This window comes from Nostoc sp. NMS8 (assembly GCF_017115045.1).
In the GTDB taxonomy this organism is placed as follows: Bacteria; Cyanobacteriota; Cyanobacteriia; order Cyanobacteriales; family Nostocaceae; genus Nostoc.
This window is the reverse complement of sequence record NZ_JABXKK010000016.1, coordinates 162,290-177,090: the sequence shown is the minus strand read 5'-3', so window position 1 is coordinate 177,090 and position 14,801 is coordinate 162,290. Positions and strand designations below refer to the sequence as shown.

Genomic DNA, 14,801 nt, shown 5'->3' with positions numbered 1-14,801 from the left:
CTCAAAAACTCAATCATTATTCAAATTACTACAAAAGGGGATGAAGGGGCTGCCGTCGGCAGCCCCTTCATCCCCCCTTAAAATGATTATCATTATTGTTAATGGAATAGTTTATTTTCTGGAAGTCCCTAGCTGAATCATTAATTGAGCAAGGTTGTCGAGCCGTTTTAGGATGGGGACGACCGATAGCAGATGTAGTAGCGACACAAGCCGCGGCATATCTCTACAGCAAACTGGCTGCTGGGTATGAACTTTCGGAGGCACTTGCTAGTACTTTTCAATATCTACGAGAGGCCAAAGTTGAGGATTGGCATCTACTTAGGCTTTATATCCGAGGTCAGTGTCCAAAAGCATTGGTTGAACCATTAGGTGATCAAGTATGGTTGGCAGAAGAACCGATTTATGAACAGTTTCTAGATTCGCAAGGAATTGTTCGGGTTGCCACACCACAGGAGTTTGTAGGAAGACGCAGAACACTGCAACGTACCTTGAGAGCATTACGGGCAGCAGATAAATTAGGTGTAATTTTATATGGTTTAGGTGGAGTTGGCAAAAGCACTGTTGCAGCAAGGCTTTTAGAACGTTTACAAGGCTATGATGAAATCTTTATCTATCGGCAATTAGATGAGGATAAACTGCTAAGGCAGCTTGCTGAACAATGTCTTTCAGAAACGGGACAGAAAATTCTACAAAGTAATCTGCCACTCACGCAAAAGTTAACCAAATTCTTACGAGAAGGACTCAATGAGCAAGCCCAGAGACTAATCTTTGTTCTTGATGACTTTGAAGCAAACCTGGAATTGAGAACAGATGGTAACGCAGTCCTAAAGCCTGAAGCTGTAACAGTCTTGATATCTCTGTTGAAGGCAATAACTCAATCCCGTCTTCCACACCGGATGATTATTACATCCAGGTATGATTTTTTGCTTTCAGAGCTAAATCAGCGATTGCATCGAGAGCAGTTAGCTGCCTTATCAGGTACTGATCTACAGAAAAAATGTAACCGTTTAGTATGTTTTGCACCTGGTTCTGAAATTGATCGAGAGTTACAACTCAAAGCTTTGGCAACTTCGGCAGGTAATCCTCGTTTGTTGGAGTGGTTAAACAAAGTTTTACAAGTGCAACAAGTTGGTAAAATACAAATCCTAGAACAGGTAGAGAAAACCACCCAAGATTTTCGTGAAAGTATTCTGGCCAAGGAACTACTGAATCGACAACCAATCAAATTACAACGAATGCTGGCGTTTGCCTTGGTATATCAATTACCAGTACCTCAGTCTGCAATAGAAGTCCTTTGTCCAAAAACTTTCGATGTAAATAATTATATTTGTAGAGCGGTTGCATTAGGTTTACTTGAGTGTATACATTCTCAAGAAGAAACTTTGTATTATGTTCCACGAATTATAGAGCCACTTCTTGATTTTCCTAAAGATTCCATAGAATTATATAAAACCGCGGCAAATCATTTAGATAAATTATGGTTTTTTAAAGGTTTTGTAACTGGTATGAAGAGTCAGAAAAATTATTAGAATCCTCTCCGCACGATACTTTTTTAGAGCAAGCTATGCCAACAGATAGATTGTTTGAGTTGTATCGACTTGCAATAGAAGCTTTGAATCCAGACTTGTTAACTAGAGCAAATTGGTTTTTAGTCATGCGGCTCAACGGCCAAGGAAGGTACAGAGAAGTAGCGACGTTATGTAAGTTTGTTCGTGACGAAGCTTATGGTCACTTAGGAATTCAGATTATCTCCTTTAGGCTCCTCTACTACTTAGCAAAAGCCCAAGAACATATTGGGGAAGTGGAAGAGGCTTTGTATAACTATCAAGAGGCACTAAAATTTTGTTCGGATGAATATGAAACTGAAAAAGCTGCAATTCTTCATGATTTAGGGGATTTATACGTTAAGCAGGGTAACTATCAGCAAGCCCTGACGATATGCCAGCAGGTTATGAAAATTGATGAGAAAGATAATAATAAGCTCGGTAAAGCTAAGTCTCTTAGTCAAATGGCAGATATCAAGAGAGAATTAGGTGAACCCGAAGAAGCACTTAAATTGTATATGGAAGTACTAGAACTTACTCAAGAAACAGAGGATAAAAATTTTCTATATACTGTACAAAATAACATTGCTACTCTTCAAGTTGATCTTGGTCAAACTGATGCTTGGGATAACCTATTACCAAGTTTAGTTTCACATAGAACGCAGTCAGAAAACCTTGAGGATAAAATTCCACTCCTCAGCAATACAGCATCGCTGAGGTTTAAACAAGGTGAAATAGAAGAGGCAAGAGAGATTTTTGAACAATTAAATGACTTACTGCCCCAAATTGATAACTTTTGGCTCAAAGCAATGCTTTTACATAATCTAGCCACTTTCCGCTCAGAATATGGTGATCGTGAGCTTGCTTTAGAGCTTTACAATCAAGCTCTTGAACTGCACAGAAAGAATGGTGATCAATCGCGTGAAGCAATGACACTTCAGGAGATAGGAATTCTCTATGAGCGTCAAAATAATGTTAGTGAAGCTTTAAAGTTTCTCGAATATTCTTACGAGTTAGCATTGAAGATTGGAAATAAAGACACTCAAGCCCATGTCCTACCACGAATCGCATCAATACTGATTGATCAAGATAGTTTAGATGAGGCCGAAGAGAAATTAAATACAGCTTTAGCAGTACTAAATCAATTTAACAATCCAAAACATCATGCGCTCGCTCTTAGAGAAATGGGACGGCTTCAAATAAAACAAGAAAATTATGATGCAGGAGCAGATTTTTTAGAGCAAGCTTTAGAGAAATGCAGTTTAGTTGTTGAGGTTGTTCTTCGAGCTACTATTCTCAAGCTTTTAGGAGAGGTTCTTTCCTTTCTTGGTAAAGTAGATGTAGCACTTGAGCATTTAACAGAATCCTTAGATATTTATCAAAAACTAAATTTGACTAAAGATGTCGAAGAAGTTAGAGGGCTAATTAAGAATGCTCAACTAAAAAAACCTGCACAGTTGTATCAAGCAGCAGCAACCGAAGCAGAAAAAGGTAATGCGAGAGCGGCGCTTGATTTACTTGAGCAAGCACTGCCTATAATCGAAGAACTTGGTGATCAAGAAATCAGAGCAGGCATTTTGCTATCAATGGGAAACCTTTTGATAGATGAAGGAGATTTTAGGGAGGGTGTTAAAAGAGCATCTCAAGCGATTGAGATTGCTAAACAGCATAATCTTCCTGAAAGGGAAGATATAGAAAATATTGCCATTGCAGCACAGTACGGGAAATTAAGACACCTTTTTGATTCGGCTCAGGAAAAATGCGAAAGCCAAGAATTTGACGAAGTACTGAATTTAGCTCACCAATGTTTAGAACTTTCAGAAATATTAAAGGATGTTCACTGGTGTTCAGAAGTTTTCTCAATGCTTGGGCAAATCAAGGCACATCAGGGCGATTATCAAGGTGGAATAAAAGATTTGGAAAGGGCGGTTTCTTTGGCTCTAGAAAATCAACTTGATGGAGTTGACGAATTACAAGAAATAATTTTCACAGTAAAGAACAATGAAGCAGTTCGCTTATATGAACAAGCTAATTTTGCTGCTCAACAAGGAAATATAGAAGAGGCAATTGAACTTGCTCGAAAAGCGTATGAATTTCAGTGCAGTGTCAATCATAAAAACAGCCAACCTGCTACTTTAGGCTTGCTGGGACAACTGTTGCTAGCCCAAAATAGATCCGCCGAAGGATTAAAACAGCTACAGCAAGCATTAGATATTGCCCAAGAGCTGCAAGCACAAGAAGCTATAAATCAGCTTCAAGAGATGATTTCCGTATTTTCCAGGAAGATTGAAGACCAAGATATTGGCAGTGAGCAATTATAGAGTTTTATGCGATCGCACCATTTAATCTAAAAAATCGTCATTAAAAATAGTCTTTCATTTTACAGTTATTATTTAAGCAAAATGCCAGCAAATCCTAAAAACGAGACTCCATAAGAGTTATACTATCTAAAGCATCAAAATAGATTATTCTTAGATAACCCTGTAACTGACATTTAGGCTAGAAATAGGCTCTTTTTTATCTCACCGCAAAAAAACCTTGCATTATATGATATTGAGGAGCGATCGCTAGGTTCGGAGTAATCCCAAGAGTGCATTTGACGGAAAGGAAGACCCATCTTTTGGAAGACGTACTTCTCTTTCACACCAGAAGCTACCAAATCAGGCTTCAGCGCTTTGATAAATTCCTCGAATTCGTAAGCGGTAACGTCGTCATAAACGATGGTGCCGTTTTCGATGTAGCCAGCAGTACGTTTGTAGTCATCGTTATGAGCGAACTCATAACCAGTACCAATCATCTTCATGCCCAAGTCTAGGAAGGCTGGGACAACGTGGCGAGGACGTAGACCACCAACCATGATGGCAACAGTCTTACCTTCTAAGCGGGGGCGGTACTTACCGACTACCGCATCCATTGTTGGCTGATACTTGGCGATTACCTTCTCAGCGTTTGCTTGGATTGTTTCGTCAAACTTGGAAGCGATTTCCCGTAAAGATTCAGCAATCTTGGTGGGGCCGAAGAAATTATACTCAAGCCAGGGTATACCATAAGCTTCTTCCATGTGACGGCTGATGTAGTTCATCGACCGGTAACAGTGGATGAGGTTCATCTTCACATTGGGTGTCATCAACATTTCGTTGATGGTACCATCACCTGACCACTGAGCGACTACGCGCAAGCCGATTTCTTCTAACAGGATGCGGCTAGCCCAAGCATCTCCACCGATGTTGTAGTCACCGATAACGGCTACATCATAAGGGGTACCTTCAAACTGAAGTGTACCGTCTTTTTTCGCTTGGTCTGCTCTGGTGAAAACCCAGTCACGAATCATGTCGTTAGCAATGTGGTGTCCCAAAGATTGAGAAACACCCCGGAAGCCTTCGCAACGCACGGGTACAACTGGCTTGCCAATTTCTTTCGATGTCTTCCGAGCTACTGCTTCGATGTCATCCCCAATTAGACCGATGGGGCATTCAGATTGAATGGAAACACCACGGTTGAGAGGGAAAAGTACATCAAGTTCTTGGATGAGCTTGGTGAGTTTTTTGTCACCACCAAAAACGATATCTCGTTCTTGGAAGTCGGAGGTGAAGTGCATGGTACCAAAGGTATCAATACCTGTGGTGCCGATGTAGTAGTTACGACGACCAGACCAAGACCAGTAACCGCAACCTACAGGCCCATGGCTGATGTGGATCATGTCCTTAATAGGGCCCCAGACCACACCTTTAGAACCGGCGTAAGCACAACCACGAGCGGTCATTACCCCAGGAAGGGATTTAACGTTAGACTTAACGCCGCAATCGGACTTACCTTCTTCGTATACGCCTAAGTGCTTTTCCCGCTTTTTCTTAGCTTTTTCGGGGTAAGCTTCTAGAACTTCTTTAATTAGTTCTTTTCTTTCTTCGATGATGTTTTGATTTTCTGGAGGTGTCATATTTAGCCTCTGTGACTCGTAAGGATCGGGGCATAGGGGGACTAGGAGTCCCCTCTAAGATTAGGGGGGAGATGGAAGAGAGAGAGGATAAAAGGGAAGATATGAAACTCTTCCTTTTTCCTTGTGCTAAAGCGTTATTTATTAGCAGCGATTTATACTACAGGAGCTTCAGCAGCACTCTTACCAACTAGCATTGCGGTATTTTCGTCGCTTTCGAGGATACCGAATTCAATCAACAATTCTTCTAGTTCTTCCATTTCGATGGGTGTAGGAATAGATAGATTCTTGTTGTCGATGATCTTTGTAGCCAATGTCCGGTATTCGTTAGCTTGGTTGCTTTCTGGTGCGTACTCGTTAACTGTCATCCGGCGTAATTCTGCGTGTTGAACAATGTTGTCACGGGGTACGTAGTGAATCATTTGGGTGTTCAACCGTTTTGCCAAGGTTTCGATCAGATCGATTTCCCGGTCAGTGTTACGGCTGTTACAAATCAAACCACCCAAGCGCACGCCACCAGTGTGAGCATACTTAAGAACACCACGAGCGATGTTGTTAGCAGCATACATCGCCATCATTTCACCTGATGTTACGATATAGATTTCTTGTGCCTTGCCTTCACGGATAGGCATTGCGAAACCACCGCACACAACGTCACCTAATACGTCGTAAGATACGAAGTCTAGGTTTTGGTAAGCACCATTTTCTTCTAAGAAGTTGATGGCGGTAATAATACCACGACCGGCGCAACCTACACCGGGTTCTGGCCCACCAGATTCTACGCAACGAACGTCACGGAAACCGGTTAACATTACTTCTTCGAGTTCGATATCTTCTACTGCACCACGTTCTGCCGCGAGGTGAAGAACGGTTGTTTGAGCTTTGCTGTGCAGCATCAAACGGGTGGAGTCAGCTTTAGGGTCGCAACCGACGATGAGGATGCGTTGACCCATTTCTGCCATAGCTGCCAAGGTGTTTTGGGAGGTAGTAGATTTACCGATACCGCCTTTACCGTAGAAAGCTATCTGTCTAATCTTTTCGTCTGTCATTGTTCCTGTTTCCCTGCAATTGGTTGGTTGGTGGGTCTGTGCGTTTGTCAGTTGCGTTCACGCCAGTTGAGCGACAGTAGTGAGCGCGTGTAGAGCATCGTTGGTAGCGTTGGCATAAATGCCTGCTGGGGGCGATCGCTCCACAGCCAAAATTATTGACAGTAAGTTCATCGATCTTCCTCGTTAAAATTTTTTTCTTTTGGTTTTTTGTCCTTTGTCCTTTGTCATTTGTTTTGACAAAGAACAAAGAAAAATACGCGATTTACAAATACGTCATAATGTGTCTTCAGCTTGCAAGATTCAATAGGACTTGATGTTGTTATTTGTCAACAATCAATGCATAAGTCCTATTACTTGTTCAAAATAGCGCCCTTCATATTTGTGACGCGATCTAGTGCAGCTTTGGTGTCATCTGCTGACACTCCACGCACAACCATTGCTTCGCCGAGATGCTTGGCGATCGCATCGAAGTGTGGTTGCTGTAGATTCATTCCAGCGTGGGTTTTGTCCAATGGACGACCGCCGTATTGCTTTGGCCCTTCAAATATTTGAGCTAAGAAAGCAACTAGATGATTGCGTTGCTTGACCATGTCTGTACCAGCAAAAACGGGACTGAGGAGGCTGTCAGTAGCGATGCGTTTGTGGAGTTCATCTACTACTTGTTCAATAGCTGGTTGTCCACCAATGTTGTCGTACAATGTACTCATATCCTGTTCCTTTGAAGCGAGTTGGATGATGAAATTTGCAAGTAGGCGCTTAATCTTTTTGCCTATATGCTGTTAGCCGTCATAGCTAATTTAGCTATCGGTTGTCGGTAGGATTGAAGCATTGATGTGGAGACAATTATATGTTTCAAATCCTACTTTCTGTTCCTGGCTGAATGCATATTAGGGCGTATTTGTAGAATACGTTAAGTCCTACAGCAATTCCTAAACTGCTTCGACTACAAGGCTCTTGCTGACACGATCTTGTAATCTGGCTTCGATCGCAATTTTCAGAGTTGCTGTACTACTAGAACAGGAACCGCAAGCACCTTGCAGTACAACTTTAACGCGATCGCCTTCTACATCATAGAGTTCCACATCTCCCCCGTCTGCAATGAGTACGGGTCTGACTTCTTCATCAAGAACCTTTTGAATTAGAGCAATCTTTTGGACGTTTGTTAGCGCTCGTTCCTTAGATGTAACAATTTCTGTGGCAACTTGTACGCCGTAATTGTTGAGAGCAGGTGAGGCGTATTCCTGTTGAACTGATCTTATTATATCATCGATGTTCGCCAGACAGGAACCGCATCCGCCACCAGCTTTTACATAATTTGTTACTTGTTCGGCATCCGTGAGATGATTTTCTAGAATGACGCGGCGAATTTTGGACTCGCTGATGCCAAAGCAACTGCAAACTAATGCACCTTCATCGTCGTCATCGTGGGTAGCTAGAGGTATGCCACGATAGTTGTAGATAGCGGCTTCTAGGGCTTCTTGTCCCATGACAGAGCAGTGCATCTTTGCTTCTGGTAAACCACCAAGGTAATCTGCAATGTCTTTATTGGACACTTTCAGGGCTTCATCTAAGGTTAAACCTTTGACCATTTCGGTTAATGCACTAGATGATGCGATCGCACTAGTACAACCAAAGGTTTGAAAGCGAGCATCTAGAATCTTATCAGATTCTACTTCCACTTTCAGGTGCAATCTCAGAGCATCGCCGCAAGCAATGCTACCGATTTCGCCAGTTGCAACCTTAACTCCAGCTTCGCCCGTTTCTTCAATTTCTCCCTGATTCTTGGGATCGTAAAACAGTTCTAATACTTTATCGGTGTAGTCCCACATATTAAGTTCTGAGTAATGAGTAATGAGTGCTGAGTGGGGACAGGGGACAGGCGATAGGTGATAGGGAATAATCTGTTCCCTGTAACCTGTAACCTGTAACCTCTACCCTGTAACCTGTACCCTATTCCCTAATTAACGATGCGCCAGTGCTTGTTCTTGTCCTTGCAGCCAACCTGCTTGATCATTTTTGAAGGGTGAGAGGGCGCGTAGACGTTCTACAATACTGGGCATTACCTCTATTACTTGATCGATTTCGGCTTCTGTGGTGTAGCGACAAAGACTGAAGCGAATTGAACCGTGCAAAGTTGTATAGGGTAAGCCCATTGCCCGCAGGACATGGGAAGGTTCCAGAGAACCGGAGGTGCAAGCAGAACCGGATGATGCACAGATACCGTATTTGTTCAATAACAGTAGAATTGCTTCACCTTCGATGTACTTGAAGCCGATATTTGTAGTGTTTGGCAATCTCTGCGTAACGTCGCCATTAACGACACAATCGGGAATTGTAGCTAGTAAAGTTTGCTCTAGGCGATCGCGCAGCTTTCTTTGTTTTGCGATCGCTTCTTCTAAGTGTAACAGTTCTAGTTCCGCAGCTTTGCCCAAGGCGATAATTGCTGGAACATTCTCTGTTCCGGCTCTACGTCCACGTTCTTGGTGTCCCCCAAGAATGAAGGGACGGAACCGAACCCCACGCCGAATATATAAAGCACCAATTCCTTTAGGCCCGTGCAGCTTGTGACCAGACAGGGTTAACATATCTACGGTGCTAGTCTTCATATTCAACGGGATTTTTCCCACTGCTTGCACTGCATCTACATGAAATATAGCGCCATATTCTTTGACGCGCAACCCAATTTGCTCAATCGGGAAAATCGTGCCAGTTTCGTTGTTAGCATACATAATTGTCACCAAGGCGGTGTTACCCGTCAAGGAAGCTTCTAGTTCATCTAGATCCAGCTGCCCTTGATGATTTACTGATAAATAGGTAACAGTGTAACCTTGGGTTTCTAATTGTTTGCAGACATTGAGTACTGCTGGATGTTCAACTTGGGTAGTGATGATGTGTCGCTTTTCTGGTTGCGCTAACAGTGCGGCTCGAATCGCCGCGTTATCTCCCTCAGTTCCAGAACTTGTGTAGACAATTTCAGACTCATCGGCTCCCAGCATGGCTGCAAGTTGTTCTCTTGCGGTTCTCACTGCCTTACCGACTTGCCCACCAAAGGTATGCATACTGGAGGGATTGCCGTAATAATCTGTGAGGTAAGGTAACATTACCTCTATAACTTGTGGATCTACCTTAGTGGTGGCATTATTATCGAGATAGATGCAGTTATTTTGCATTGTTGTCTTCAATTACGAATTAAGAATTACGAATTATTTAAGCTTCTGCACCCATTGTTTGGGATTGGCGCTTTTGCAACTGCTCTGAGTATTTCTGAGAATAGCTTTGAAACCAAAGTTCCCAGTAATCTTGTTTATTTGTTAATTTAGCGACTACGCGGTTGTAATTAGTAAACCAGCCTTCCCAGTAATCGCTAGGCTGCTTAACGCAACCGTCGCAGGTGGGACAACCAGCTTTACACTGAGGCACGGTATGAATGCTACCAACACAGTTTGTACAAAGTTCAGGGTCAATCCAGTGCTGTCCATCAACTACTTTAATTGCATTTGTGGGACATACCGTTAGACAGAGATTGCAGGAAATACACTGGCTAGTAAGAATTTGGAAAGCCATGATTTATTCTCCTTTTGGGAATGGGGCATTGGGCATTGGGCATTGAGGATTGGGTTTAGGGGAGGGCATTGAGGATAATTCTTATCCCATGCCCCATGACGCCAGTCGCCTCAAGTCGGCAGAGCCGCCCACGGCGCAGGCTCCCCTATGCCCTATGCCCTATTCGTTATTCCCTAATTCCTTAACGTATTGCTCGTAAAACTCCAAAGCAACCTTCTCAATCACGTCGTAAGCTTCAACAGACTGTATTCCAGCTTCAAGCAATTTTTCTTGAGGACTGTTACCAATCTTGGAGACTAAAACTGCTTTGCAATCTGCGATCGCTTTCATAATATGCTCAAAGGAAGCTTCTTCGCCGTATCCACTTTGGCAGTACTGGTCAATTTTGCGATGACCCACAAAGCGAACTTCGTCTCCACCCACTTCGTAAATTTGGAATTCTTTCGCATGACCGAAGTGTTGGTTAACTAATCCGCCGCCTTTGGTTGCTACTGCAACTAAAACTTTCGGACTATTGGCAATTTTCTTACCAGCTAACGCCTTGTCTTTGGCTACTTTAAGTTCTTCTTTAAACTTCTCAATTCCTTCGTGAACAGTAGCGCGTTGTTCCATGTCATATTCGGGAGCCATTTCCAAGAATTTCTCTTTGGAAAACTCTTGGCTGCGGTCTTCTCCCAACAATCCGACTGCATCGGCACGGCACTGGCGACAGTGACGCATCATTTTCATGTTACCAGAGCAGTTGTCTTGAACTTCTTTGAGTTCTTTGGGTGTAGGGCCGCGTTGACCTGTTAAACCGAAGTGTGTGCCATGTTCTGGTGCAGAAATCAATGGCATGATGTTGTGCAAGAATGCACCTTTCTCACGGATGACTCGATTCACTTCAACTAAGTGATGGTCATTAATTCCGGGAATCATCACGGAGTTAACTTTGCACAAGATATCAGCATCTTTCAGGGCTTGTAATCCTTCCATCTGTCTTTCGTGGAGGATTTTTGCACCTTCAAGACCTCTGTAACGCTTGCGTTTGTAGTGAACCCAAGGATAAATCAATGCACCGATCTCTGGATCTACCATATTAATGGTGATCGTAACGTGATCTATATTTAATTGTTTAATGCGATCGATGTAGTCTGGCAGCATTAAACCATTGGTTGATAAGCACAGCTTGATGTCTGGTGCTTGTGCTGCAATCAACTCAAATGTGCGGAAAGTCTTATCTGGGTTCGCTAATGGGTCGCCAGGGCCGGCAATTCCCACAACTGTCATTTGGGGAATCTTGCCACCAATGACCAAAGCTTTGTGTGATGCTTCTTCTGGTGTTAGCAATTCGCTAACTACTCCAGGACGGCTTTCGTTAGCGCAATCATATTTGCGGTTGCAATAGTTGCATTGAATGTTGCAAGCTGGTGCAACTGCAACGTGCATCCGGGCGTAGTGGTGATGAGCGTCTTCGCTGTAGCAGGGATGTTTAGCAATGCGTTCTTGGAGCTTTTCGTCCCTTTCCACTGTGGCGCTGCTGGTGCTGTCACAGCCGCAACCACCTGATTTTGCTTGGGTTGGCGATTCCGTAGCGTTGGAGTTGAGGAGTCGTGTAGACGGTGATGTCATTGAGTTTCGCAAAAGGTCGGTGGACTTGGCTGCCACTGTGGGAGATGTTGTTGCTACTCTTTCATGCCCAGAATTGAAGTCGCGTCTTCCACACTGCCTGCAAACCCTTGGGTTGGGGCGACTTGTTTTTAAGTCAGGCAGGCGATAGATATCTGATGTTCGGCTGGTGTGTGTCAACGTTCGGTTCTTGGGTAGAATTTGTGCTTACAGCCGCGACTTCTCTTCACTTCAGGCATGGTGCTATGTCATCCCTCCACTCACTTTTCGCTTTGTTTTGTTTCAGAGCGTTAGGTGATTGGCGATATAAGATTTATAGCAGCCGTCTCCCAGCCAGATATTGCGTCTCTCTAGGATAGAATTTATTGGATTTATTACTTTTGTACTCAAAGACTAAAAACCCTAATTCTTCAAGCGTTACAAGAATTAAAAAAGTTTTTTTCAGGTAGGGGTTCTAGTATTTTTTGGTTGGGGTTCTAGTGTTTATAGATGGGGGTTCAGGATTTCTTTGTACTCAGCTACAACCCAATCCCAGCAAAGAATTTAATCTACTTGCAACTAGGTTTTGGTTATTTAAATGTGTACTCAGACTGCCCTCAAGTTCCGTCAAAAGCAATAAATGACAAGGGTTTGAGGGCGAAAAACTGGAGTAGTCTATATCGTTCTACTCCAGAAACGTGCGAAATTCAATTCTGTATCTAACATATCATTTTTTTGACGGTAAAAATGCACTTCATATTTTTTTAATTTTTGCTTTGACAATCATATTCAGTTGTGGTTCTAAGTCTTGTCTGGTAAGCGATATGAGGTAATGAAAATAGCTGTGTTGCTGCATATCATTTTCAAAAAACTTAACTTTTACCTTCTTTTTTTCATTCCCACAATGAGGAGATGGGTAGGAAACTCTCAAATTTTGTGTTTAAGAGAAACAACAAACTATAATCTAACATGATTGTGCGATCGCAATGAATTTTCTGAATTGCTCACTACAAACCTTAACAAAAAACCTAACCCCCTAACCTCCAACTCATCACGGGAAGGGGGAAATTTCAAAGTCTCTCTCCTTCTAGGAGAGAGACTTTGAGAGAGGTTTTCCAGATACCGTGAAAAGTCAGAGTGTCATTTAGCTACAATCAAACCAAGCGTGAAAAAATCTTAGTTATGATAGCCATCCCCCAACAGCCGCTAAAAATGACCGTTGAGGAATATCTGGAATGGGAACCTCAGCAAGACCTTCGCTATGAATATGCCAATGGCGAGGTATTTGCCATGACAGGCGGTACAATTCCCCATAATGACATAGCACTAAATCTCTACAGACCTTTGTACCCTCATTTGCGTTCTAGAGGTTGTCGAGTGAATGTGTCAGGCGTGAAAGTGCAACTTACTCCCCAAAGTCGCTACTATTATCCTGATGTTATTGTCAGTTGCGACCTTGAAGACCTCAACGCCCACAACTTTATTCAACATCCCAAGCTAATTGCCGAAGTTCTTTCACCAGGTACAAGCGCTAAAGATCGGGGTGAAAAATTCACTTATTATTTGACAATCCCCAGTTTGCAAGAATATATCTTGATTGACTCAGAACAAATCTCCGTTGAGCGTTACTGTCGCGGTGAGGGTAGGATGTGGCTTTACTATCCCTACACGGCTGGAGATATCGTCACTCTATCGAGCATTGAATTTGAATGCCCGATTGAATTGCTCTATGAAAGTGTTGTATTTAGCACCGAAGAATAAAGAGAATGTTCCGTGCTAACTTTTAAAGAGGGATGTCTACGACGGGCTGCGCCTAAGCACCTTAAGCAACTGCATAGCCAGTGTAAGGTCTTAACTCCGGTGGACGAAACCCAAGGACGATATGTTCTTTAGGAATTCCAGCCCGCTCTAAATCGGCGGCAATGCCTTCTTCAGTGCCATCTCGTTGAATCCAGATTTTGCCATCAATCAAGTCAATATGAACCAGACAGCCATGAATGCGGCGATCGCCATCCCAACCTAGATCCATCCACAAATAGCGAGTCTCTTTCAGAGAGGCTGCGCCAACGTGGGTTCGATCAAACACCACTTCTGATTGAATCTTGGCATAGGAATAGGGTAGCGAAGCATATTCACTAAGGATAGTTTCAATTACCTGGCGATAGTCGTCTAACTTGGTGTAATCCATTGTTTAATAACCTCCTGTTTTGGATCAAAAGTAATCAGCTTTAAACGATGATTTCTCAGTAATAGCTTGCCGATGGGTTCTTCAAACAAATCATCAAAAACTCTGTTAGGTACTGCAAGATATAACATTCGCTCTGGCCCTAACTCAATTAATATATCTTGATATAAAATATACTGACCCAAGGCTTTTTCTAAATCATCAGCATCTGAACTGTCGGTAAAACTTTTAATCACAACTGCAATTTTGGATTCTGCTTTTTGCGCTGCCAACAGTTGTCTAGCACCTAAATCAACATACAAATCTTTTTTACCAAATTTCAGAGTCAGTGGATCGTGAGTAATTGTCCATTTGTCTTTAATCAAAGCATTTTTAACATTGTTGTGATAAAGGTCTCTAGCTGGCATACAGGTGTAGTTTTAGACTGATATTTCTATTTTAGGAAATTTCTGACTGCGCCTAGCATCCTTGTTAAATCCCATGCGACGCCGATAGCGAGTCTGCGTACCCTAACAGGGAAGCAGGCTACGCTTTTAGGGTCTGTCTGCGACACGCTGCGCGAACGCAGAGAGTGTCACAGTCCATCGTAGACAGTGCAGTTTCCAGCTGATTGCAAATAAAGCTCTGCAAGTCAGCCGAAATGCTGTTATTCAAAGTTTTGCTACCTCTGGAGTTATGGTTTAGTTCAAAAGGCAGACTTGTATATACTAGACATCTCCGAAAAAGAATGTAGAGACGTAGCAGTGCTACATCTCTAGAAGGGTTCTGGGTAACGCATCTTTAATTTCTGGAGATGTCTACTGATGAACGAGCGTCAACAGTTAGTAATTGGTTAGCTAAAACAGGAGAACATGCCAAATTGTCTTTGCAAATTTGGTGCTACTTGACCTCGATAAACGATATTATGTTATCCAAGTCATTTCCAACGTAACTATAAT

The 14,801-nt window shown here is 42.7% G+C and carries 12 protein-coding genes; 3 read left to right on the top strand and 9 right to left on the bottom strand.

What is annotated here, in order from left to right; genetic code table 11:
• Positions 1 to 353: 353 nt before the first annotated feature.
• Both HWQ39_RS01950 and HWQ39_RS01945 read left to right on the top strand, forming a co-directional pair.
• The gene (locus HWQ39_RS01950; RefSeq protein ID WP_292840783.1) at positions 354 to 1,529 is read left to right on the top strand and encodes an AAA family ATPase; all 1,176 of its coding nucleotides are present in this window, start codon (positions 354 to 356) and stop codon (positions 1,527 to 1,529) included.
• A 35-nt stretch (positions 1,530 to 1,564) separates the two neighbouring features.
• Positions 1,565 to 3,865: a tetratricopeptide repeat protein gene (locus HWQ39_RS01945; RefSeq protein WP_292840780.1), complete on the top strand. Its 2,301-nt coding sequence runs from the start codon at positions 1,565 to 1,567 to the stop codon at positions 3,863 to 3,865.
• A gap of 173 nt (positions 3,866 to 4,038) precedes the next feature.
• Here HWQ39_RS01945 and nifD read toward each other — a convergent pair whose 3' ends face one another.
• From nifD to nifB, 7 genes are all read right to left on the bottom strand, one after another.
• The gene (nifD, locus tag HWQ39_RS01940) at positions 4,039 to 5,481 is read right to left on the bottom strand and encodes a nitrogenase molybdenum-iron protein alpha chain (RefSeq protein WP_292840777.1); all 1,443 of its coding nucleotides are present in this window, start codon (positions 5,479 to 5,481) and stop codon (positions 4,039 to 4,041) included.
• A 152-nt stretch (positions 5,482 to 5,633) separates the two neighbouring features.
• Positions 5,634 to 6,527: a nitrogenase iron protein gene (nifH, locus tag HWQ39_RS01935; RefSeq protein WP_292840774.1), complete on the bottom strand. Its 894-nt coding sequence runs from the start codon at positions 6,525 to 6,527 to the stop codon at positions 5,634 to 5,636.
• 350 nt (positions 6,528 to 6,877) lie between these two features.
• The gene (locus HWQ39_RS01930) at positions 6,878 to 7,234 is read right to left on the bottom strand and encodes a group 1 truncated hemoglobin (protein ID WP_292840771.1); all 357 of its coding nucleotides are present in this window, start codon (positions 7,232 to 7,234) and stop codon (positions 6,878 to 6,880) included.
• A gap of 222 nt (positions 7,235 to 7,456) precedes the next feature.
• On the bottom strand, positions 7,457 to 8,356 hold the full coding sequence (nifU, locus tag HWQ39_RS01925; protein WP_069073113.1) for a Fe-S cluster assembly protein NifU: 900 nt from the start codon (positions 8,354 to 8,356) through the stop codon (positions 7,457 to 7,459).
• A 132-nt stretch (positions 8,357 to 8,488) separates the two neighbouring features.
• Entirely contained in the window at positions 8,489 to 9,697 is a 1,209-nt protein-coding gene (gene nifS, locus HWQ39_RS01920; protein WP_292840767.1) for a cysteine desulfurase NifS, read from the bottom strand.
• 37 nt (positions 9,698 to 9,734) lie between these two features.
• On the bottom strand, positions 9,735 to 10,091 hold the full coding sequence (locus HWQ39_RS01915; protein WP_292840764.1) for a 4Fe-4S binding protein: 357 nt from the start codon (positions 10,089 to 10,091) through the stop codon (positions 9,735 to 9,737).
• Between the two features lie 159 nt (positions 10,092 to 10,250).
• Positions 10,251 to 11,702 (bottom strand): nitrogenase cofactor biosynthesis protein NifB, encoded by a 1,452-nt coding sequence (gene nifB, locus HWQ39_RS01910; protein WP_292840795.1) that lies wholly within the window; start codon positions 11,700 to 11,702, stop codon positions 10,251 to 10,253.
• 1,158 nt (positions 11,703 to 12,860) lie between these two features.
• Between nifB and HWQ39_RS01905 the strand changes: the two genes are divergently transcribed.
• Positions 12,861 to 13,439 (top strand): Uma2 family endonuclease, encoded by a 579-nt coding sequence (locus tag HWQ39_RS01905; protein ID WP_292840761.1) that lies wholly within the window; start codon positions 12,861 to 12,863, stop codon positions 13,437 to 13,439.
• Positions 13,440 to 13,500: 61 nt separating this feature from the next.
• On the opposite strand, the gene HWQ39_RS01900 is transcribed toward HWQ39_RS01905, so the two are convergent.
• Both HWQ39_RS01900 and HWQ39_RS01895 read right to left on the bottom strand, forming a co-directional pair.
• Positions 13,501 to 13,866: a XisI protein gene (locus tag HWQ39_RS01900; protein WP_292840758.1), complete on the bottom strand. Its 366-nt coding sequence runs from the start codon at positions 13,864 to 13,866 to the stop codon at positions 13,501 to 13,503.
• Positions 13,848 to 14,270, bottom strand: a complete 423-nt coding sequence (locus HWQ39_RS01895; protein WP_292840755.1) for an element excision factor XisH family protein — start codon at positions 14,268 to 14,270, stop codon at positions 13,848 to 13,850. Before HWQ39_RS01895 ends, HWQ39_RS01900 begins: the two co-directional genes overlap by 19 nt.
• Between the last annotated feature and the right edge of the window lie 531 nt (positions 14,271 to 14,801).

What these genes read in the sequence shown, in the direction of transcription:
- HWQ39_RS01945 (WP_292840780.1), top strand. Translation starts at nt 1,565, where the DNA reads ATGCCAACAGATAGATTGTTTGAGTTGTATCGACTTGCAATAGAAGCT.
- nifD (WP_292840777.1), bottom strand. Translation starts at nt 5,481, where the DNA reads ATGACACCTCCAGAAAATCAAAACATCATCGAAGAAAGAAAAGAACTA.
- nifH (WP_292840774.1), bottom strand. Translation starts at nt 6,527, where the DNA reads ATGACAGACGAAAAGATTAGACAGATAGCTTTCTACGGTAAAGGCGGT.
- HWQ39_RS01930 (WP_292840771.1), bottom strand. Translation starts at nt 7,234, where the DNA reads ATGAGTACATTGTACGACAACATTGGTGGACAACCAGCTATTGAACAA.
- nifU (WP_069073113.1), bottom strand. Translation starts at nt 8,356, where the DNA reads ATGTGGGACTACACCGATAAAGTATTAGAACTGTTTTACGATCCCAAG.
- nifS (WP_292840767.1), bottom strand. Translation starts at nt 9,697, where the DNA reads ATGCAAAATAACTGCATCTATCTCGATAATAATGCCACCACTAAGGTA.
- HWQ39_RS01915 (WP_292840764.1), bottom strand. Translation starts at nt 10,091, where the DNA reads ATGGCTTTCCAAATTCTTACTAGCCAGTGTATTTCCTGCAATCTCTGT.
- nifB (WP_292840795.1), bottom strand. Translation starts at nt 11,702, where the DNA reads ATGACATCACCGTCTACACGACTCCTCAACTCCAACGCTACGGAATCG.
- HWQ39_RS01905 (WP_292840761.1), top strand. Translation starts at nt 12,861, where the DNA reads ATGATAGCCATCCCCCAACAGCCGCTAAAAATGACCGTTGAGGAATAT.
- HWQ39_RS01900 (WP_292840758.1), bottom strand. Translation starts at nt 13,866, where the DNA reads ATGGATTACACCAAGTTAGACGACTATCGCCAGGTAATTGAAACTATC.
- HWQ39_RS01895 (WP_292840755.1), bottom strand. Translation starts at nt 14,270, where the DNA reads ATGCCAGCTAGAGACCTTTATCACAACAATGTTAAAAATGCTTTGATT.